This window comes from Streptomyces sp. NPDC096136 (assembly GCF_044763325.1).
Lineage (GTDB): Bacteria > Actinomycetota > Actinomycetes > Streptomycetales > Streptomycetaceae > Streptomyces.
Genome location: NZ_JBIWFZ010000010.1, coordinates 83,372 through 103,260, shown reverse-complemented (window position 1 = coordinate 103,260; position 19,889 = coordinate 83,372). Strand labels below are relative to the sequence as shown.

At 73.1% G+C, this 19,889-nt stretch carries 19 protein-coding genes, 1 tRNA gene and 1 pseudogene; 12 read left to right on the top strand and 9 right to left on the bottom strand.

Annotated features, from left to right (window positions below; translation table 11 throughout):
- Positions 1-31: 31 nt before the first annotated feature.
- Together ACIRBY_RS21760 and ACIRBY_RS21755 are read right to left on the bottom strand one after the other, a co-directional pair.
- Positions 32-361 carry a DUF3263 domain-containing protein gene (locus tag ACIRBY_RS21760; RefSeq protein ID WP_403902539.1) on the bottom strand — a complete coding sequence of 110 codons (330 nt, stop codon included), beginning with the start codon at positions 359-361 and terminating at the stop codon, positions 32-34.
- A gap of 70 nt (positions 362-431) precedes the next feature.
- Positions 432-1,721, bottom strand: a complete 1,290-nt coding sequence (locus tag ACIRBY_RS21755) for an extracellular solute-binding protein (RefSeq protein WP_403902885.1) — start codon at positions 1,719-1,721, stop codon at positions 432-434.
- Between the two features lie 237 nt (positions 1,722-1,958).
- On the opposite strand from ACIRBY_RS21755, the gene ACIRBY_RS21750 reads away from it, so the two are divergent.
- From ACIRBY_RS21750 to ACIRBY_RS21740, 3 genes are all read left to right on the top strand, one after another.
- Positions 1,959-2,891, top strand: a complete 933-nt coding sequence (locus ACIRBY_RS21750; RefSeq protein WP_403902882.1) for an ROK family protein — start codon at positions 1,959-1,961, stop codon at positions 2,889-2,891.
- The gene (gene nagA, locus ACIRBY_RS21745) at positions 2,891-4,042 is read left to right on the top strand and encodes an N-acetylglucosamine-6-phosphate deacetylase (protein WP_403902537.1); all 1,152 of its coding nucleotides are present in this window, start codon (positions 2,891-2,893) and stop codon (positions 4,040-4,042) included. Before ACIRBY_RS21750 ends, nagA begins: the two co-directional genes overlap by 1 nt.
- A gap of 104 nt (positions 4,043-4,146) precedes the next feature.
- Positions 4,147-5,073, top strand: coding sequence for a 1-phosphofructokinase family hexose kinase (locus ACIRBY_RS21740; protein ID WP_403902535.1), 927 nt, complete (start codon positions 4,147-4,149; stop codon positions 5,071-5,073).
- Positions 5,074-5,080: 7 nt separating this feature from the next.
- Here the strand turns inward: ACIRBY_RS21740 and ACIRBY_RS21735 are convergent, their stop codons facing one another.
- Together ACIRBY_RS21735 and cdgB are read right to left on the bottom strand one after the other, a co-directional pair.
- The gene (locus tag ACIRBY_RS21735; RefSeq protein ID WP_403902532.1) at positions 5,081-6,109 is read right to left on the bottom strand and encodes a CBM35 domain-containing protein; all 1,029 of its coding nucleotides are present in this window, start codon (positions 6,107-6,109) and stop codon (positions 5,081-5,083) included.
- A gap of 68 nt (positions 6,110-6,177) precedes the next feature.
- Positions 6,178-7,890: a diguanylate cyclase CdgB gene (gene cdgB, locus ACIRBY_RS21730; protein WP_403902530.1), complete on the bottom strand. Its 1,713-nt coding sequence runs from the start codon at positions 7,888-7,890 to the stop codon at positions 6,178-6,180.
- Positions 7,891-8,193: 303 nt separating this feature from the next.
- Between cdgB and ACIRBY_RS21725 the strand changes: the two genes are divergently transcribed.
- Positions 8,194-8,775: a flavin reductase family protein gene (locus ACIRBY_RS21725; RefSeq protein WP_403902527.1), complete on the top strand. Its 582-nt coding sequence runs from the start codon at positions 8,194-8,196 to the stop codon at positions 8,773-8,775.
- A gap of 85 nt (positions 8,776-8,860) precedes the next feature.
- Here ACIRBY_RS21725 and arfB read toward each other — a convergent pair whose 3' ends face one another.
- Positions 8,861-9,286 carry an alternative ribosome rescue aminoacyl-tRNA hydrolase ArfB gene (gene arfB / locus ACIRBY_RS21720; protein ID WP_042816468.1) on the bottom strand — a complete coding sequence of 142 codons (426 nt, stop codon included), beginning with the start codon at positions 9,284-9,286 and terminating at the stop codon, positions 8,861-8,863.
- 233 nt (positions 9,287-9,519) lie between these two features.
- Here arfB and ACIRBY_RS21715 point away from each other — a divergent pair, with 233 nt between their 5' ends.
- Entirely contained in the window at positions 9,520-10,095 is a 576-nt protein-coding gene (locus ACIRBY_RS21715) for a TerD family protein (RefSeq protein WP_045952052.1), read from the top strand.
- Positions 10,096-10,172: 77 nt separating this feature from the next.
- Here the strand turns inward: ACIRBY_RS21715 and ACIRBY_RS21710 are convergent, their stop codons facing one another.
- Both ACIRBY_RS21710 and ACIRBY_RS21705 read right to left on the bottom strand, forming a co-directional pair.
- On the bottom strand, positions 10,173-11,591 hold the full coding sequence (locus tag ACIRBY_RS21710; RefSeq protein WP_403902523.1) for a M1 family metallopeptidase: 1,419 nt from the start codon (positions 11,589-11,591) through the stop codon (positions 10,173-10,175).
- Between the two features lie 20 nt (positions 11,592-11,611).
- The gene (locus ACIRBY_RS21705; protein ID WP_403902520.1) at positions 11,612-12,136 is read right to left on the bottom strand and encodes a heme-binding protein; all 525 of its coding nucleotides are present in this window, start codon (positions 12,134-12,136) and stop codon (positions 11,612-11,614) included.
- Between the two features lie 533 nt (positions 12,137-12,669).
- Between ACIRBY_RS21705 and ACIRBY_RS21700 the strand changes: the two genes are divergently transcribed.
- From ACIRBY_RS21700 to ACIRBY_RS21685, 4 genes are all read left to right on the top strand, one after another.
- Complete coding sequence (locus ACIRBY_RS21700) at positions 12,670-13,914, top strand: sensor histidine kinase (protein WP_403902518.1); 1,245 nt, start codon at positions 12,670-12,672, stop codon at positions 13,912-13,914.
- Positions 13,911-14,534: a response regulator transcription factor gene (locus ACIRBY_RS21695; protein ID WP_365149665.1), complete on the top strand. Its 624-nt coding sequence runs from the start codon at positions 13,911-13,913 to the stop codon at positions 14,532-14,534. The genes ACIRBY_RS21700 and ACIRBY_RS21695 overlap by 4 nt, the downstream gene beginning before the upstream one ends.
- A gap of 108 nt (positions 14,535-14,642) precedes the next feature.
- Positions 14,643-15,146, top strand: a complete 504-nt coding sequence (locus tag ACIRBY_RS21690) for a hypothetical protein (protein ID WP_403902516.1) — start codon at positions 14,643-14,645, stop codon at positions 15,144-15,146.
- A 48-nt stretch (positions 15,147-15,194) separates the two neighbouring features.
- Positions 15,195-15,704 carry a GNAT family N-acetyltransferase gene (locus tag ACIRBY_RS21685; RefSeq protein WP_403902513.1) on the top strand — a complete coding sequence of 170 codons (510 nt, stop codon included), beginning with the start codon at positions 15,195-15,197 and terminating at the stop codon, positions 15,702-15,704.
- A gap of 15 nt (positions 15,705-15,719) precedes the next feature.
- Here ACIRBY_RS21685 and ACIRBY_RS21680 read toward each other — a convergent pair whose 3' ends face one another.
- Complete coding sequence (locus tag ACIRBY_RS21680; RefSeq protein WP_403902511.1) at positions 15,720-16,400, bottom strand: pentapeptide repeat-containing protein; 681 nt, start codon at positions 16,398-16,400, stop codon at positions 15,720-15,722.
- A 104-nt stretch (positions 16,401-16,504) separates the two neighbouring features.
- Here ACIRBY_RS21680 and ACIRBY_RS21675 point away from each other — a divergent pair.
- Together ACIRBY_RS21675 and ACIRBY_RS21670 are read left to right on the top strand one after the other, a co-directional pair.
- Positions 16,505-16,725: pseudogene (locus ACIRBY_RS21675) on the top strand (alcohol dehydrogenase catalytic domain-containing protein); the annotation flags it as partial.
- A gap of 170 nt (positions 16,726-16,895) precedes the next feature.
- The gene (locus ACIRBY_RS21670; protein WP_403902509.1) at positions 16,896-18,275 is read left to right on the top strand and encodes an NAD(P)/FAD-dependent oxidoreductase; all 1,380 of its coding nucleotides are present in this window, start codon (positions 16,896-16,898) and stop codon (positions 18,273-18,275) included.
- Positions 18,276-18,324: 49 nt separating this feature from the next.
- Here the strand turns inward: ACIRBY_RS21670 and ACIRBY_RS21665 are convergent.
- Positions 18,325-18,398 (bottom strand) — tRNA-Thr (locus ACIRBY_RS21665).
- 223 nt (positions 18,399-18,621) lie between these two features.
- On the opposite strand from ACIRBY_RS21665, the gene ACIRBY_RS21660 reads away from it, so the two are divergent.
- On the top strand, positions 18,622-19,698 hold the full coding sequence (locus ACIRBY_RS21660) for an ABC transporter ATP-binding protein (protein ID WP_403902506.1): 1,077 nt from the start codon (positions 18,622-18,624) through the stop codon (positions 19,696-19,698).
- Positions 19,699-19,889: the final 191 nt, after the last annotated feature.

Here is a 19,889-nt window from a genome sequence, read left to right as displayed (position 1 = left end):
GAACGATCCGGTGCGGACCCGTGGCCCGGTCCTACCGCCGGGCCCGCTGGGCCTCGCGGATGCGGCGGAGCCGGTTGACGGTGCCGGGGGCGTGGGCGAGGGCCCGGGGGTCGTCCATCAGCGCGTTGAGCAGCTGGTAGTACCGCACGGGGCTCAGCCCGAGCCCCTCCCGTATCGCCCGCTCCTTGGCACCGGGCCCGGGCCAGCTGCGGCCCTCGTACGCGAGCACCGCGACCTCGGCGGCGCTCAGCCGGCCCTCCGCGGCGTCGGCGGAACCCTCTGCGGCCTCGGCGGCGCTCAGCCGGTCGCCGGCCGGCTCCGCCGCCGTGCCCGTCTCACCCGCCTGGCCGCCGTCTGTCATACCGCCACACTAACGCCGCCCACGGACAGCGCCCCCGGCGGCCGCGCCCGGCCGCCGGTCCCGGCGGGGCCTACTTCTCGCCGTCCGCCTTGCGGGCCGAGTCCGCGATCTGCTGCAGGACCTTCGCCGGCTGGCCGCCCGGCTGGACCGCCTTGCCGATGTTCTGCTTCACGTCCTCGCTGACCCCGGCCCAGGACTTCTTGCCCACCGGGTACAGGCGGGCGTTGGGCAGGGCGGTCAGGAAGGTGCGCAGCTGGGTCGCGGAGCCGCCGCTCGCGGCCTCCATCGCGCGGTAGCCGCTGGTGGTGACCGGCAGCAGGTCGTAGGTGCTGGTGAAGGTGGTCACGTTCTTCGCCGAGTACAGCTGGTCGAGGAACTTGCCGGCCTCCTTCCTGTGGCCGTTCTTGAAGGCCATCACCCAGTCCGCGACGCCCATCGTGGAGTGGTCGGCGCCGTCCGCCGTGGGCATGGCGACCATGCCGAACTTCACGCCCTTGCCGGCGGCCTGCTTCAGCAGCGTCGGGTGGCCGTTGAGCATGCCGACCTCGCCCCGGGTGAAGCCGTCGAAGGCGGCCTGCCGGTCGAGCTTGCCGGGCTCGACGGGGCCGGTGAGGCCCTGGCCGACCATCCTGTCGCGCAGGAACTCGAAGGTCTTGACGTTCTCGGGGGCGTCGATCGCGTACGCCTCCTCGTTGTCGGTGTAGCCGCCGCCGCCGGAGAGCATCCACATCATCGTCTCGGCCTGGGCCTCCTCGCGGCCCAGGGGCAGGGCGAAGGGGGTGGGGACGTTCGCGGCCTTGAGCTTCTTGGCGGCCGCCTCGACGTCGGCCCAGCTCTTGGGCTGCCAGGGGGTGGAGCCGTCCTTGGGGATGACCCCGGCGTCGCCGAGGAGCTTGGTGTTGTAGAAGAGCAGCCGGGTGCTGGCCACGAACGGCATGCCGTACTGGACGCGCCGGACCTTGCCCGCGTCGGCGAGCGGGGCGAGGAAGTCGGCCTCGGTCTTCACGGAGAGCAGCTCGTCGGCGGTGTAGAGCTTGCCGGCCTCGGCGTAGTCGGCGTAGGCGCCGATCTGGGCGATGTCGGGGGCCTTGCCGGCCTTGACCATCGCGGCGACCTTGGCGTCGACCTCCGACCAGGAGTAGACGCTGACCTCGACCTTGACGCCCGGGTTGTCCTTCTCGAAGGCGGCGGCGAGGTTCTTCCAGTAGCCGGTCGAGGAGTTCTGCGGATTGTCGCCGTAGTCGGCCGCCACGACCCGCAGGGTCACCTCGTTGTTCCCGGCGAGGCCCGACACGGTCCCACAGCCCGTCAGCGCCACGCCGGTCAGCCACAGTGCGGCGCCGGACGCGGCCAGCCTCAGGTAACGGCCCTTCACAGTTCTCGATCCATCCCAGGTTGTACGTACGATCCGACGTAAGGTCTACACCACTTTGGCGGCTCTTCCACATCTGGCAGCGGGGTCACGCGCGGACTGTTTCGAAACTGTCTCCGAACGCGCCGGAACAGGGCTCCCGGATTTGTATGGCCGCTCAACAATCCCGTCCAATGGACTAGACCTTTCCCCTTCGAGCACGCGAGACTGTCCTCTGTGAAACCCGTGAAACACGTCATCGCCCTCGATGTGGGCGGCACCGGGATGAAGGCCGCCCTCATCGCCGGAGACGGCACCCTGCTGCACGAGGCGCGCCGCGCCACCAGCCGCGAGCGGGGCGCCGAAGCCGTCGTCGAGACGATCCTGGACTTCGCCGCCGAGCTCCTCGGCCTCGGCCGGGAGCGCTTCGGCACGGCCGCCTCGGCCGCCGGGGTCGCCGTCCCGGGCATCGTGGACGCCGAGCGCGGCATCGCCGTGTACGCGGCGAACCTGGGCTGGCGCGACGTGCCGATGCGCGAGCTGCTCAGCGCGCGCCTCGGCGGCATCCCGGTGGCTCTGGGCCACGACGTCCGCACGGGCGGGCTCGCCGAGGGCCGCATCGGCGCCGGCCGCGGCGCCGACCGCTTCCTGTTCGTCCCCCTCGGCACCGGCATCGCCGGCGCCATCGGCATCGCCGGCCGTATCGAGGCCGGGGCCCACGGCTACGCCGGCGAGATCGGCCACATCGTGGTCCGCCCCGGCGGACCCGCCTGCGGCTGCGGCCAGCACGGCTGCCTGGAGACCCTGGCCTCCGCCTCCGCCGTCTCGCGGGCCTGGGAGGCCGCCTCCGGCGCCCCCGGGGCGGACGCGGCCGACTGCGCCAAGGCCGTGGAGTCGGGCGACGTACGCGCCGAGGAGGTCTGGCTGGGCGCCATCGCCGCGCTCGCCGACGGGCTGGTCACCGCGATCACCCTGCTGGACCCGAGCACGCTGATCATCGGTGGCGGGCTCGCCGAGGCGGGGGAAACCTTGTTCACACCACTGCGGACGGCCGTCGGGGAACGCGTGACGTTCCAGCGGCTGCCCGAGATCGTTCCGGCCGCCCTCGGGGACACCGCCGGATGCCTGGGCGCAGGGCTGCTCGCCTGGGACCTACTCGCCACGGAGGTACCTGCCTGATGTCCGGACGCGCACAGAGCACCGTTCTCTCCGGCGCCAGGGTGGTGCTGCCCACCGGGATCGTGGCGGGCGGCCGCGTCATCGTCGAGGGCGAGCGGATCGCGGGCAGCGCCCACGAGGACGCCCGCCCCGTCGACCTGTCCGGGCACTGGATCGTCCCCGGCTTCGTGGACATGCACAACCACGGCGGCGGCGGCGCCTCCTTCACCTCCGGCACCGCCGAGGAGGTCCTGACCGGCGTCCGGACCCACCGCGAGCACGGCACGACCACCCTCGTCGCCTCCACCGTCACCGGCGACCTCGACGAGCTGGCCCGCCGCGCCGCGCTGCTCGCCGAGCTCACGCAGCAGGGAGAGATCGCCGGCATCCACTTCGAGGGCCCGTTCATCAACCCCTGCCGCAAGGGCGCGCACAAGGAGGACCTGCTGCGCGACCCCGACCCCGCCGAGGTCCGCAAGCTGGTCGACGCCGCGCACGGCGCCGCCCGCATGGTCACCCTCGCCACCGAGCTGCCCGGCGGGCTGGACTCCGTACGCCTGCTCGCCGAGCACGGGGTGATCGCGGCGATCGGCCACACGGACTCCACGTACGACCAGACGCGCCAGGCCATCGACGCGGGCGCGACGGTCGCCACCCACCTGTACAACGCGATGCCCGGCCTGGAGCACCGCGCCCCCGGCCCCATCGCGGCGCTGCTGGAGGACGAGCGGGTCACCGTCGAGCTGATCAACGACGGCACCCACCTGCACCCGGCCATGCTGGAGCTGGCCTTCCACCACGCGGGCGCCCACCGCGTCGCGCTGATCACCGACGCGATGGACGCGGCCGGCTTCGGCGACGGCACCTACCACCTGGGCCCGCTGGAGGTGGAGGTGCGGGACGGGGTCGCCCGGCTCGTGGAGGGCGGCTCCATCGCGGGCTCCACCCTCACCCTGGACACGGCCTTCAAGCGGTCGGTGACGGTCGACCGGCTGCCCGTCGAGTCCGTGGTGCAGGCGATCTCCGCGAACCCGGCCAAGCTGCTGGGCCTCTACGGCGAGGTCGGCTCGCTGGAGCCGGGCAAGTACGCCGACCTGGTGGTCCTGGACGCGGAGTTCGACGTCAAGGGCGTCATGCGGCGGGGCGAATGGATCGTCAGCCCGTTGGGCTGAACCGGCCCTTCGCCGCCGCGGAAGCGGGGCGACCGGCCCGGAGGGCTGGGCTGGCCGCCCGCCATTTGGCATGATCCCGGCACACACCAAGACCGGGACTGGCCATGATCCTCACCGTGACGCTCAACACCGCGCTCGACGTCACCCACCGGGTGCCGCGACTGCTGCCGCACACCTCCCACCGGGTCACCGCCGTCACCGAACGGGCGGGCGGCAAAGGCCTGAACGTGGCCCGCGTGCTCGCCGCGCTCGGCCACGAGGTGACGGCGACGGGCTTCGCGGGCGGCCCGGCCGGCGCGGTCGTACGGGACCTGCTCGCCGGCTCCCCCGGCGTGGTGGACGCCCTCGTCCCCTGCGCCGGCACCACCCGCCGCACCCTGGCGGTCGTCGACGAAAGCTCGGGCGACACCACCCAGTTCAACGAGCCGGGCCCGCAGATCACGGCCGCCGAATGGTCGGCCTTCCTCGCCCGCTACACCGAACTCGCCGCCGGGGCCCGCGCGGTGGCCCTGTGCGGGAGCCTGCCGCCCGGCGTGCCGGTCGGCGCGTACGCGGTCCTGGTACGGGCCGCCCGCGCGGCCGGCGCCCCCGTGCTCCTGGACACCAGCGGCGAGGCGCTGCGCCGCGGGGTCGCCGCCCGGCCGGAGATCATCAAGCCCAACGCGGCCGAACTCGCCGAGCTGACGGGCTCGCGCGACCCGCTCCCCGCCACCCGTGACGCCCGCCGCCGCGGCGCCCACGCGGTGGTCACCTCCCTGGGCCCCGAGGGCCTCCTGGCCGCCACCCCCGAGGGCACCTGGCAGGCCACCCCGCCCCGCACCCTGAAGGGGAACCCGACGGGCGCGGGCGACTCGGCGGTGGCGGGCCTCCTGTCGGCCCTGGCGGAGGACCTCCCCTGGCCCGACCGCCTCACCCGCGCGGTGGCCCTCTCCACGGCCACGGTCCACGCCCCGGCGGCGGGAGAGTTCGACCCCCGCACCTACGCGGAGGTACGGGGGTCGGTGGAGGTCACGCCCTGTCAGCCGGGCTAGGGGCCGGCTACAGCGGCTCCAGCCAGAGCTGATCGATGATGATCTCGCACTGGTTGCCGGTCTCGCAGGAGATCTTGACGGTGTTCGTACCCTTCTTCAGGTCCACGTTGGAGTGGGTGTACGTCCACTTGTCCCACTCGCCCGGCTTGGCGTTGGAGAAGTTGTTCATGTTTATCGGGCGGCTCTGCTGGTCGCCGTTGACCGTCAGCGTGGTGCTCGCGGCCTTGCCCGGCACCGCATAACTGATCTTCAGCTTGTACTGGGCCGCCGTCGGCACGTCCAGCGTCCAGGTCAGCGCCGCGCCGACCTGGTTGAAGTTGCCGACGTACTGGCCGCCCGAGCTCTTGGCGCCCTGCACCGTGTTCTGCAGGGCGGCGCCGCCGGTGAGGGCCATGCCGGCACCGGCGGCCTCCCCCTTGGGCAGCGGGGTCTTCGAGGGCTCCGGGGAGGCGCTCGGGCCGTCCGAGCCCTGGTTGCCCTTCGGGGGGACCGGCTGCTGGGACTGGGAGGCCTGGTTCTTGCCCTTCTTGTCGTCGCCCTTGTCGCCGAAGGTCAGGGCCGCGCCGATGCCGATCGCGACCGCGCCCACCACGGCGACCGCCGCGATGAGCAGGCCCTTGCGGCTGGAGCCGGCGCCGCTGCCGCCGCGGCCGCGGCCGCCCGGCGGGGGCACCTGCTGGGTCTGGGACTGGGGGGACGGCTGCTGCGGGACCCCGTAGCCGTTGGCCTGGAGGGCCTCGGGGGCCTGGTACTGGGCCTGGTAGGCCTGCGGGGGCTGCTGCTGGGGGACGGCGCCGCGCTGGCCGCCGTACGTCCGCTCGCCGACCGTGCGCACCTGGTTGTACGAGGTGCGGGGGACCCCGGGCTGAGCACCGGGCTGCCCTCCGACCGCGGGACCGGGGTAGCCGTATCCGCCGCCCTGACCGGGCGGGGTGGCTCCGGCGGCCTGGCCGTCCGCGTAGAGGTAGCCGAACGGGTCGTCGTCCTCGGGCTGGTTCGCCCCACCGTGCGGGCCGTTGTTCGCGGGCGTCGTCATCGCAGGTCACTCCTTTCGACCCACGGGAGCCTACCCCGAACACGTGCGCCCACGGGTGGCCGATCCGGTCAACCGGCCCGGTGGTGGGCCTTGGAGCGGGACCGCTTCTCGATGTACATGCGCTGGTCGGCGGAGCGCAGCACCTCGTCGGCGGACATTCCGCAGCTGGCCCAGCCGATGCCGAAACTCGCGCCGACGCGCACGGCCCGGCCGTCCACGCGGATCGGCGGGATGATCGCGTTGCGCAGCCGCACGGCGAGGTCGGCGGCGTCGGCGGCGCCGAGGCCGTCGGCGAGGACGACGAACTCGTCACCGCCGAGCCGGGCGACGGTGTCGCCGTCCCGGACGCCCGTGGTCAGCCGCCGGGCCACCTCGATGAGGACGGCGTCGCCGGTGTGGTGCCCGAACCGGTCGTTGATCGACTTGAACCCGTCGAGGTCGCAGAAGAGCACGGCGAGCCCCTTGGTCCCGTCGTCGACCTCCGAGGCGGGCGCCACCGTGTGCACGTGGTGGTCGTACGGGCCCTCGGGCTGCCCGGGGAACCCGGCGGGGAAGTCGAACCCGTCGGGGCCCGGCGGCGCGCCGCCCGCGCCCACGGCGGGGAAGCCGTCGTACCCGTGCTCGCCGGCGCCGACGCCGACGCCCTCCGCACGGCCCTCGAAGGCCGCGTCCAACGCCTCCACCGCGCCGGCCCGCACCGACTGGGGCCGCCGGCACAGCCGGGCGCCGAGCCGGGCGCGCAGCTCGGCGCTGTTGGGCAGGCCGGTGAGGGAGTCGTGGCTGGCGCGGTGGGCGAGCTGGAGCTCGTGCCGCTTGCGCTCCTCGATGTCCTCGACGTGCGTGAGGAGGAACCTCGGCCCGTCGGCGGCGTCCGCGACGACGGAGTTGCGCAGGCTCACCCAGACGTACGTGCCGTCGCGCCGCCCCAGCCGCAGTTCGGCCCGGCCCCCTTCGGCGGAGGTGCGCAGCAGCGTCCCGATGTCCTCGGGGTGGACGAGGTCGGAGAAGGAGTACCGCCGCAGCACGGACGCGGGCCGGCCGAGCAGCCGGCAGAGGGCGTCGTTGGTCCGCAGCAGCCGGCCGTGCTGGTCGCCGCCCATCTCGGCGATGGCCATGCCGCTGGGCGCGTACTCGAAGGCCTGCCGGAACGACTCCTCGCTGGCCCGCAGCGCCTGCTGCTCGCGCTCCAGCCGCACCAGGGCCCGCTGCATGTTCGCGCGCAGGCGCGCGTTGCTGATCGCAATGGCCGCCTGGAAGGCGTACATCTGGAGCGCCTCGCGGCCCCACGCGCCGGGGCGCCGGCCGTTGCGCGGTCTGTCCACCGAGATGACACCCAGAAGTTCCCCGCCCGTCGCGTACATGGGGGCGTAGAGCCGGTCCTCGGGGTGCCACTCGTCCTCGAAGCGCGGATCGGGTCCTTCCGTATGCCACTGGGGCACGTCGTCCTCCAGCAGCACCCAGCCCTCGGTGTGCGGGATGAAGCGCAGGCCGTCCCAGTCCTCACCCATGGTCAGGCGGCGCTCCCAGGCGGCGCGGGAGCCGACGCGGCCGGTGATGAGGGCCTCGGCGGCGGGGTCCCCGGCGAAGGCGGCGACGACGAGATCGCCGTCAGGGCGTACGAGGTTGACGCAGGCGAGCTCGTAGCCGAGGCCGCGCACGATGCCGTCCACGACGGTCTGCAGAGTGTCCGCCAGGCTCCGGGCCGTGTTGAGCTCGGCCACCACCTGGTGCAGCTGCCGCAGGGTCGCAAGACGGACGTACGGCTCCGACTCGGTCTCCATTGCTCGCTCTCCCCGAGACCTCGACAGCAACTCCAGGTTTGTCATCGGCGTTTCGTTGCGGTGTCCCGTCCACTGAATCACAGTGAGCTGTGCGGCAGGTACACAGGGTCAACAAATCTTGCCCTCTGTGACTCAAGTCACATGAGATGAATACTGCTGTGGTACAGGCCTGTTGAGGACGAGGGGCACTCCTCCGCCTTCCCGTGAGCAAACGATACGCCCGGGCCTAGTCCCTGCGGCGGGGACGCGGCTCGGACCAGCGCCCGATGTGCGCCCCAGGGCGACCGTACTAGCGTGCGGTACGTGCCGAAGACGACCCCCGCACCCCAGCCCTACGCCCCCGCGTCCCCCGTCTCCCCCCATCCTGGAGGGGTGAGCAACGACGAGTTCCGCGCCGCCATGTCCCGGATGGCGGCGGGCGTGTGCCTGATCACCGCCCACGAGCCGCCCCTGACCGCCGACGGGCCGCGCGGCGAGGACGTCGGCATGACGGCCACCGCGTTCATGTCGGTGTCCCTGGACCCGCCGCTGGTCCTGGTGAGCGTGCGCGAGGGGTCCCGGATGGACGACCTGCTCGCGGAACAGCCGCTGTGGGCGGTGTCCCTGCTCGCGGACAGCCAGGTCCAGGTGGCGAGCCGGTTCTCCATGAAGGGCCGGATCAGCGACCGGCTCCTCTTCGCGGACCTCCCCCACGAGCGGGGCGCCGTCTCGGGGGCCCCGCTGCTCTCGGGGGCCCTGGCCACCCTGGAGTGCCGCACCCGCTCCCGGATCCCGGCGGGCGACCACACCCTGGTCGTCGGCCACGTCCTGACGACCGGCCTCCCGGCGCCGGACGCCCCGCCCCTGACGTACTTCCGCGGCCGCTACCGCCACCTGCAGCCGTAGCCCGCGGCGGCGGGGCGCGCGGGGGCGACGGGGCGGGCCGGAAACGCGGCGGCGGGCCGGGCCGGGGCGGCGGAGGCCGCGGGAGCTACCAGTCCCGCGAGGTGCGCCCGCGCTTGGTCTCGCCCCGCGCCTTCTTCTCCCGCAGCCGCCGCTCGTTGATCCCGCGCGGGATCTTCGTCGGCCGCCGGACCTTCGGCGGGGCCGCCGTCGCCTCCGCCAGTACCGCGGCCATCCGGACCAGCGCCATCTCCCGGTTGCGGTACTGCGACCGGTGCTCGGACGCCCGTACCGTCAGCACCCCGTCCACCAGCCGGGCGGCGAGCCGCTCCAGCGCGCGCTCCTTCCACACCGCCGGCAGCGCCTTCGTCGCGGCGACGTCGAACAGCAGCTCCACCCGCGAGTCCGAGGTGTTGACGTGCTGTCCGCCCGGCCCGGAGGAACGCGAGAACCGCCAGGCGAGCTCCGCCTCGGGGAGCACGACCGCACCGCGGATGACATAGGGACCAGGCATGCCCCTATGATCCGCTCCCGCCCCTCCCCCGTCACCCCCATTTACCGCCCCGGGAACACCCCGGGGAACACCTCCGGCGACACCCGCGGGGACACCTCCGGCGCCGCTTCGGAAACTCCCCCCGGAAACCCCCTGGAACCTCCGCGCCCCCTCCCCGCGTTATGAAGGGCAGCGGTAGCTTGACCCCATATCGGGGTCACGCACCCGGAATGACGAGGAAGGACACCAGTCACATGGCAGTAAGCCTGTCCAAGGGCGGCAACATCTCGCTCTCGAAGGAGGCCCCCGGCCTCAGCGCCGTCACGGTCGGCCTCGGCTGGGACGTCCGTACGACGACCGGTGTCGACTTCGACCTCGACGCCTCCGCCATCGCGGTCGACGCGACGGGCAAGGTCGTCTCCGACGGCCACTTCGTCTTCTTCAACAACAAGTCCACCCCGGACCAGACCATCGTCCACACCGGCGACAACCGCACCGGCGAGGGCTCCGGCGACGACGAGTCCATCAAGGTCAACCTCGCGGGCCTGCCCGCCAGCGTCGACAAGATCGTCTTCCCGGTCTCCATCTACGACGCCGACTCCCGCAGCCAGAACTTCGGCCAGGTCCGCAACGCGTACATCCGCGTCGTCAACCAGGCCGGCGGCGCCGAGATCGCCCGCTACGACCTCTCCGAGGACGCCGCCACCGAGACCGCCATGGTCTTCGGCGAGCTCTACCGCAACGGCGCCGAGTGGAAGTTCCGCGCGGTCGGCCAGGGCTACGCCTCCGGCCTCACCGGCATCGCCCAGGACTTCGGCGTCAACGTCTGACCCCGACCCGCGACGGAGCCCCCTTCCCCACCGTCCCGGGGAAGGGGCCCCGCCCGGTCCCGCCGCCCTCCGACGCCCTAGGGAGCCTTCGGGCGCCCCTCCCCGTACAGCCACACGTCCCAGACCTTCTTCAGGTCGACGCCCGTGCGCCGCTCCGCGTACGCGGTGAAATCGGCCGTGCTCGCGTTCCCGTACCGGTGGTCGGCGGCCCAGCCGCGCAGCAGGTCGAAGAACTTCGCGTCCCCCACCTCCTGCCGGATCCGGTGCAGCACCATCGCACCCCGGTAGTAGACCGGGTCGTCGGAGATGTGCCCGGCCCCCGGCGGCGCGGCCGGCGGAAAGGCCGCCCAGCCACCCCCGGCCTGCGCGTCGACCGAGGCGTCACCGGCCAGGAAGGCCTCGAACCGCCGCTGCGCGGAGACGCCCCCGTGGGACTCCGCCCACAGCCACTCCGCGTACGTGGCGAACCCCTCGTTCAGCCACATGTCCTTCCAGGACTTCGGCGACACCGAGTCCCCGAACCACTGGTGGGCCAGCTCGTGCAGCACCAGCCCCTCGTCGGGCGCACCCGAGTAGACGGGCTTGGTCTGCGCCTCCAGCGCGTACCCGAGGGTCCCCGCCGGCATCACGATCGAACCGACCGTGCCGAACGGATAGGGACCGAAGGTCGCGCTCCCCCACTCCACCATCTCCGGCACCCGCGCCAGCGCAGCGCGTGCCGCCTCGTCCTCGGAGGGCGCCACGGCCTGGTACACGGACACCCCGGAGGGGGTCTTCCCCGTGGTCACCTTGAACTTCCCCACGGCCACGGTCGCCAGATAGCTCGCCATCGGCTCCGCACTGTGCCACGCGAACGCGGTCCGCCCCCCGCCCACGTCGCGCCGGGACCGCAACTCCCCGTTGGACACCGCCTCGTACCCCCGGGGAACGGTCACCGTGATGTCGTACGCGGCCTTGTCACTGGGATGGTGGTTGCCGGGGAACCAGCCCATCGACCCCACCGGCTCGCCGACGGCGACCGCGTCACCGCCCCCGGCGGTGATCCAGCCCTCCTTCGACCCGTCCGGATCGACCAGCGCCTTGGGCCGCCCGCTGTAGTCCACCCTCGTACGGAAGACCTCGCCCTTGCGCAGGTCCTTGGCCGGCCGCACGGTCAGCTCGTTGCCGGTCCGGTTGAACCGCGCCCCCGCGCCCTGCACCTCCACGCCCTCGACCTTCAGCCCGCTGAGGTCGAGGTTGAACGAGCTGAGCCCCTGCTCGGCCCGCGCGGTGATCACGGCCGTCCCGTGCAGCTCCCCGTCGGCCGGGTCGTACGCCAGGTCCAGCGCGTAGTGGTCGACCTGGTAGCCCCCGTTGCCCGCCCGCGGGAAGTACGGGTCCCGCAGCCCGGACGCGCCCGGCCGCCCCTGCACCGTCGCGCCCGTACAGCCCGAGGTGAGGGCGACCAGGACGGCGAGGGCGGGGGCGGCGAGACGGGTGAGCGTGCGGTGTTCCACACGTTCGATCCTAGAGGGGACTACTTGCCCAGGGCCTCGACGCCGGCCTTGGCGAACTTCTCGTCCAGGTCACCGCTGGGCGCACCGGCCACACCGATACCGGCGACCGGCGCACCGCCGGCCTGGACCGGGGCGGCGCCGGCGAGGAAGAGGGTGCCGGGGATGTCCTTCAGGTTCGGGGTCTGCGCGAGCCGGCCGGCGAGCACCGAGGTCGGGGCGTTCCAGGACACGGCGGTGTACGCCTTGCGCTGCGCGGACTCGTAGGACTGCGGGCCGGCGCCGTCGCCGCGCAGCGTGACGATGGTGTTGCCGTTGCGGTCCACCACCGCGACGGTGACCTTCTGGTTCTCCTTCTCGGCGGCCTGGAGCGCGGCCTGGGCGGCACGGGTGGCGGCGTCGACGGTCAGGTGGGTCGAGGTGGTGAAGTTGTTCTTCGCCTCGTCCTTCTTGGCAGGGGTGGCGCTCGCGCTGACGGCCCCGAAGGTCCCGGCGCCGAGGACGACGGCGAGGGCGGTACCGGTGAGGACGCGGGTACGGGTGTTCATCTCTGCTCCTGGTGGTCTCGACTGGCTCCCTCCCACCATCGCCGCCGACCCCTCCCCCGCCCGTCCCCGTACCGGCTCGCCCCGGCGACCGCACCGGCTGACCCGGGGGTCATCCGATCGGCCGATGCGGTGCGGCCGGCGGCCCGCTTTCCTGAGGCCCTGGGCTCCGCCCCGGACCCCGCGCCGCAGACCGCCCGCCTGCGGACCGCGCCCCGGGGCTCCGCCCCGGGCCCATGCGCAGACCGCCCGCCTGCGGACCGTGTCCCGGGGCTCCGCCCTGGGCCCCGCGCCTCAAACGCCGGCGAGGCTGGACATGGCCGCCCCGGTCTGAACGCACCCGGCCCCGGCCCACCCTCGAACCCAGGCACCACCCCGCACCACCCTCCCTCGAACCCAGGCACCACCCCGCACCACCCAGCCCCACCACCCGGCCCCACCCCGCACCACCCGACCCCGCCCTCCCGCGCCCCGCCCGAGACCGCGCGCCCACGCCCGGCCCGCGCCCCGAACCGCCCGGCCAGGGCAGGCGCACAATGGACCCGTCCCCACCCCCCAGGAGCCCCGCCGTGAGCCACCCCCCGCGGAAAGCCGACACCCGCGCCCTGGCCACCGTCATGCACACGGCGTTCTTCCTCCTCCTCAGCGCCTCCGTGGCCCGCTTCCTCCTCCGCCACCCCGGCGAACCCCGCACCCCCTGGGTCATCGCCCTCAGCATCACCCTGGCCCTGCTCTACGTCCTCGGCCCCGCCGTGGGCGGAACCACCACCGACGCGCCCCCCGAACGCGCCGCCCCCCGCACCCCCACCCTCCGCCGGAGGCTCTGGCTCGGCCTCGTCGTCGCCACCTGGGTGGTCCTCGTCGTCCTCGCACCGAGCTTCGCCTGGTGCGCCGTCCCCCTCTTCTTCACCGCCCTGCGCACCCTCCCCCCACGCGCGGCGGTCGCCCTCGTCACCGTCCTCACCGTCTTCGTCGTCGCGGCCCAGCTCAAGCTCTCCACCGCCTTCGACCCCAACCTCCTCCTCGCCCCGCCCGCCGTCGCCGCCCTCGCGACGGCCGTCTTCATCCACATGGAACGCCAGGCACAGGCCCAGCGCGCACTCATCGACGACCTGATCCGCACCCGCCGGGAGCTCGCCGCCACCGAACGCCGCGAAGGCACCCTGGCCGAGCGCCAGCGCCTGTCCATGGAGATCCACGACACCCTCGCCCAGCACCTCTCCAGCCAGCAGATGCTGCTCCAGGCCGCGGACCGCACCTGGGACACCGACCCCGCCACCGCCCGCGCCCACGTCCGCACCGCCACCGGCATCGCCGCCCGCGGCCTCGCCGAGGCCCGCCGCCTCGTCCACGACCTGGCCCCGCCCGAGCTGGAGAACGGCGCCGGCCTCGCCGACGCCCTGCGCGCCCTGGACGCCGGCCCGGACCTCGAGGTCCGCTTCCACCTGGAGGGCACCCCCGCCCCGCTCCCCGACCGCGCCGAGTCCGCCCTGCTGCGCATCGCCCAGGGAGCCCTCGCCAACATCCGCGAGCACTCCGGCGCCCGCACCGCCGCCCTCACCCTCAGCTTCCTCGGCGACCAGGTCGTCCTGGACATCGCCGACGACGGCACGGGCTTCACCGCCGCGGCCCCCGCCGGCCCCGCCCCCGCCGACCGCGGCCACGGCCTCCCGGCGATGCGCGCCCGCGTGCGCCAGCTCGGCGGAACCCTGACCATCGAATCCACCCCGGGCGAGGGAACCGTCCTCTCCGCCTCGATCCCCCTGGAGACCACGGGATGACGACGATCCTCCTCTGCGACGACCACGTCGTCGTCCGCGCCGGACTGCTGGCCCTGCTCGGCAGCGAACCGGACATCGAGGTCCTCGGAGAGGCCGGCAGCGGCGAGGAGGCGGTCGCCCTCGCCGCCAAGCTCCACCCCGACGTGGTCCTCATGGACCTCCAGCTCGGCGAGGGCATCGACGGGGTCGAAGCCACCCGCCGCATCACCGCGCTCCCCCGCCCCCCGCACGTCCTCGTCCTCACCACCTACGACACGGACGCCGACATCACCCGGGCCATCGGCGCGGGCGCCACCGGCTACCTCCTCAAGGCGGAACGCCCCGAGGAGCTCTTCGCCGCCATCCACTCGGCCGCCGCGGGCCGCACCACCCTCTCCGCACCGGTCGCCAGCCGCGTCATGGCCCACATGCGCGGCACCCGCCCCACCCTCACCGACCGCGAACTCGACATCCTCGGCCAGCTCGCCCGCGGCCTCGGCAACCGCGACATCGCCCGCGCCCTGTTCATCAGCGAGGCCACCGTCAAGACCCACCTCGGTCGCATCTACGACAAGCTCGGCGTCGACACCCGCGCCGGCGCCGTGGCCGTGGCCAAGGAACAACGCCTCCTGCCGTCCTGACCCCACCGGCCGCAGGCGGCCCACAGCCCGCGACCCCCGCCGCCCACCACCCCGTACGGAAGCGGCCCGACCGGCCACCGCACGCCGACCCGTGACACCATCGGCTACGTGCTCGACATCGGCTACTCCCTCTCCCGGCGCTTCCCGGACCCCCCGCAGACCGACTACCGCTCGGCGGACGTCCACACCCTGCGCCACGACCTCTTCTGCGGCGACGTCTACCTCGCGGACACCGACAAGGACACGGAAGTGTCCACAGCCTGGGGATGGGTGCCCGTACTCGACTTCGCCTGGGCCCTCTGCGACATCGTCGAGCAACTCGACCAGGACCCCCGCGGCAGCCGCTCCTCCCACAGCCAGTACGCCGAACTCGACTTCACCGAATCCGCCGACCGCATGCTCTTCGCGCGCCGCTTCGGCTGGGTCGACATCGAGGCCGACTGGATGCCCCCCGAAGAGGAAGCCCTGACCTTCAGCCACCGCCTCCTGCGCCGCGAGGCCCGCGACTTCCTCCACGACCTCATCGCGGACCTCGTCGACATGCACGAGGGCCTCGCCGACAACCCGGTCATCTGGACGCTCCAGTCCCGCTTCCCCCGCGTCCCCGCCTGACCCGACCCACCCCGGCACCGACGCCCGCCGCACCCCGAGGAGAGGCCCATGCTGCTGCGCGATGTCACCCCGGACGACGTCGACGCCTACGTCCGGATGCGGTGCGACCCGGTCATGATGGCCGACCTCGGCGGCCCCCAGCCGCCCGAGGACATGCCCGCCAAGGTCCGGCGGGACGCCGAACAGGCCGCGTCCGACCTGGCCTGGATCAAGATGATCGTCCCCGACCCGGCCGCTCCCGGCGTGGTGGCCGGAACCGTGACCCTCTGGTCCCACGACACCGCCGACGGACCCGTCTCCGAGATCGGCTGGATGGTCCTGCCCGAACACCAGGGCCGCGGACTGGGCAAACGCGCCGTCCGCACCCTCCTGGAGCAGGCCCGCGACGCCCACCGCTGGGGAGTCGTACACGCCTACCCCGCCACGGACAACGCCGCCTCGAACGGCATCTGCCGCTCGGTCGGCTTCCGCTTCGTCGCACGGACCCAGGTGCCGTTCGCCGGACGGATGTTCACCACCAACCACTGGTCCCTGAACCCCGCGACGGACCTCCTCTGACGAGCCGCCCCGCCCCTACCCCACCACCCGCACCCCCAGCTGCGCCGCCAGCGCCGGGGCCAGGTCGAACAGCTGCGCCGGACTGATCACCGCCCCGGCCAGCGACTCCACCCCGCGCGCCACCCCCAGCTCCACGGCACCCCGCAGGTCCACGTCCGTCAGCCGGGCCCCCGCCACGTCCACCCCCCGCAGCACGCAGTCCCGGAACTCCACCCGCTCCAGCACCGCACCCCCGAAGTCCGGCTCCACCAGCACGCACCCCTCGAACACCACGTCCCGCAGCCGCGCCTGCCGCAGGTTCAAGTAGTCGATCTTCCCCCCGCGCACCAGCACCCGCTCCAGCACCGCCCCGTGCAGCTGCACCCCGCCCAACCGGGCCTCCGCCACCTCCACGTCCCGCAACGAAGCCCCCGACAGGTCCACACCCACCCCCCGGACGCCCTCCAGCACCGAATCCAGGACCCGCGCCTTCGCCAGCCCGGCCCCGTCCAGCCCGCACCGCCGCAGCGCGCAGTCCATGAACCGCGCCCCCACCGCCTCCTGCCCGGCCAGATCCAGATCGGCGAACTCCAGCCCGTCGTAGTCCCCGTCCGGCTCCAGCCCACCGCCCTCCCACGCCACCAGCCCCGGCAGCCGCACCTCCGCCCGCCGCGCCGCCTTCACCGTCTGCCCACCACTCCGACCGCTGCGCACCATGCCCCCATCGTGACCCACGGCACCGACAGCCGCCCCGCCCTTGACCTCAACCCCGCTTGAGGTCAGAGGCTCTCCCCATGACCGCCCCCGGCACCCCCGCGACCATGAAGGCCGTCCGCCTCCACGCCTTCGGCCCCGCGAGAACCTCACCTACGAGACGGCACCCCGCCCCACCCCCGCCCCCGGCCAGGTCCGCATCAAGGTCGCCGCCGCCGGCGTCCACCTCCTCGACACCATGCTCCGCCGCGGCGTCCAGGGCCCGCCCGCACCCCTACCCGACCTCCCCACCATCCCCGGCCGCGAAGTCGCCGGAACCGCCCGCGCCCACCACGACCTCGAAACCCGCGCCACCACCGGCAAGGTCGTCCTCGAACCCTGGGAAACCGACGCCGCCACCCGCCGTCCCCGCATCAGACAACCAGCCTGCAACCCACCCCGGAAACCCGACACCCGGCACCTGGACACCCCTCCGGCACCCCGTGTACCAACTCCCCCATGACGATCAACGGCGGTATCTCCTTCTGGTACGCGACCGACACCACCGCCCACCAGCCACCCCGCGCCCCCCTCACCACCGACGCCACCGCCGACGTGGTCATCGTCGGCGGCGGCTACACCGGCCTGTGGACCGCCTACTACCTCAAGCGCACCGCCCCCGACCTCCGCGTCACCGTCCTGGAGCAGAAGTTCTGCGGCTACGGCGCCTCCGGCCGCAACGGCGGCTGGCTCTACAACGGCATCGCCGGCCGCGACCGCTACGCCGAACTCCACGGCCACGAGGCCGCCCTGCGCCTCCAGCACGCCATGAACGACACCGTCACCGAAATCATCGACGTCGCCGCCGAGGAGGGCATCGACGCCGACATCCACCGCGGCGGCGTCCTCGAAGTCGCCCGCACCCCCGCCCAGCTCAGCCGCCTCAAGGCCTTCCACACCGCCGAACTCTCCTTCGGCGAAACCGACCGCGCGCTCTACGACGCCACCGAAACCCGCAACCGCATCGACATCGCCGACGCCGTCGGCTCCAGCTGGACCCCCCACGGCGCCCGCATCCACCCCCTCAGACTCCTCCGCGGCCTCGCCGCCGCCTGCGAACGCCTCGGCGTCGTCATCCACGAGTCCACCCCCGTCACGGAACTCGCCCCCCGCCGCGCCGTCACCCCCTACGGCACCGTCCGCGCCCCGTACGTCCTGCGCTGTACCGAGGGCTTCACCGCCGCCCTCAAGGGCCACAAGCGCACCTGGCTCCCCATGAACTCCTCGATGATCGTCACGGCGCCCCTCCCGCCCTCGGTCTGGTCCCAGCTCAACTGGAACGACGCCCCGCTCCTCGGCGACATGGCCCACGCCTACATGTACGCCCAGCGCACCGCCGACGACCGCATCGCCATCGGCGGCCGCGGCGTCCCCTACCGCTTCGGCTCCCGCACGGACAACGACGGCCGCACCCAGCCGACCACCGTCAACGCCCTGCGCGACCTCCTCTTCACCTTCTTCCCGCTCCTCACCGGCACCGAGATCACCCACGCCTGGTCGGGCGTCCTCGGCGTCCCCCGCGACTGGTGCGCGACGGTCACCCTGGACGCCACGACGGGCCTCGGCTGGGCCGGCGGCTACGTCGGCTCGGGCGTGGCCACCGCCAACCTCGCCGCCCGCACCCTGCGCGACCTGGTCCTGGGCCAATCCACCCCGCTGACCGCCCTCCCCTGGGTCCACCACCGCGTCCGCCGCTGGGAACCGGAACCCTTCCGCTGGCTCGGCGTCCACGCCCTGTACGCCGCCTATCGCGAAGCGGACCGCCGTGAAACGACCACCCACACCCCCACGACAACCCCCCTGGCCCGCCTGGCCAACCGCATCTCGGGCCGCAGCTGAGACACGCAAAAGGCCCCGGACCAGGGCGGTCCGGGGCCTTCGGAAGCAGAGCCCCCTGTCGGATTCGAACCGACGACCTACGCTTTACAAGAGCGGTGCTCTGGCCAGCTGAGCTAAGGAGGCAGGGCCGCCATCACTCTACACAGCGCCCTCTCCCCCGGGCCATCGCGTTGTCCCGGCCGGGCCCCTTCGCGGCGGCCCGCCCCCCCCCCTGCGCAATCCGCCCCGTCAGATTGCTGACAGAACCCCGCGCACCGGGTAGCGTCGGGCGGAGTCCTGAATATTGGACTAGACCTTCCACTCGGATCGTCCGGCACGTTCCTGCCGGTAGAAGGGATGCATCACCATGGCTTCTGTCACCTTCGACAAGGCGACCCGCCTCTACCCCGGCGGCGACAAGCCCGCCGTCGACCAGCTGGAGCTGGAGATCGAGGACGGCGAGTTCCTCGTCCTCGTCGGGCCCTCCGGCTGCGGCAAGTCCACCTCGCTGCGCATGCTCGCCGGCCTGGAGGACGTCAACGGCGGCGCCATCCGCATCGGGGACCGCGACGTCACGCACCTGCCGCCCAAGGACCGGGACATCGCGATGGTGTTCCAGAACTACGCGCTCTACCCGCACATGACCGTCGCCGACAACATGGGCTTCGCGCTCAAGATCGCCGGCGAGGACAAGGCCACCATCCGCCGCAAGGTGGAGGAGGCGGCGAAGATGCTGGACCTCACCCAGTACCTCGACCGCAAGCCGAAGGCGCTCTCCGGCGGCCAGCGCCAGCGCGTCGCCATGGGTCGGGCCATCGTGCGCAAGCCGCAGGTGTTCCTCATGGACGAGCCGCTGTCGAACCTCGACGCCAAGCTCCGCGTGTCCACCCGTACGCAGATCGCCGCCCTCCAGCGCGACCTCGGCATCACCACCGTGTACGTCACCCACGACCAGGTCGAGGCCATGACCATGGGCGACCGCGTGGCGGTGCTCAAGGACGGCCTGCTCCAGCAGGTGGACACCCCGCGCAACATGTACGACCGGCCGGCGAACCTCTTCGTCGCCGGGTTCATCGGCTCGCCCGCCATGAACCTGGTCGAGGTGCCGATCACCGACGGCGGCGTGAAGTTCGGGGACGGCGTGGTGCCGGTGTCGCGCGAGGCGCTGTCGGCCGCCGCCGACGCGGGGGACAAGACCGTCACCGTAGGCGTGCGCCCCGAGCACTTCGACATCGGCGAGAGCGGCGGTCTGACGATCACCGTGAACGTCGTCGAGGAGCTGGGTGCCGACGGCTACGTCTACGGCAGCCGCGACGGGCAGGACATCGTGGTCCGCGTGGGCGGCCGCCAGGTGCCCGAGAAGGGTTCCTCGCTGCACGTCGTACCGCGCGCCGGCGAGATCCACGTGTTCTCCACGTCGACCGGGGAACGCCTCTCCGGCTGAGGCCCGGCAGGCACCCGCCGGAGGGGCGTTCCGTCAAGGGGCGCCCCTCCGGCGGCAGTTGCGGGTGGCGTTTGCCACGAAGCCCTGCAGACCGGGCCATTCGGCCGCACGCGTCAACCCGTAATTCGAAAAGCCACGTCGAACCATCCCCCGACCGGGTGACTAAATGTCGCCAATTCCTCACCGAGCGC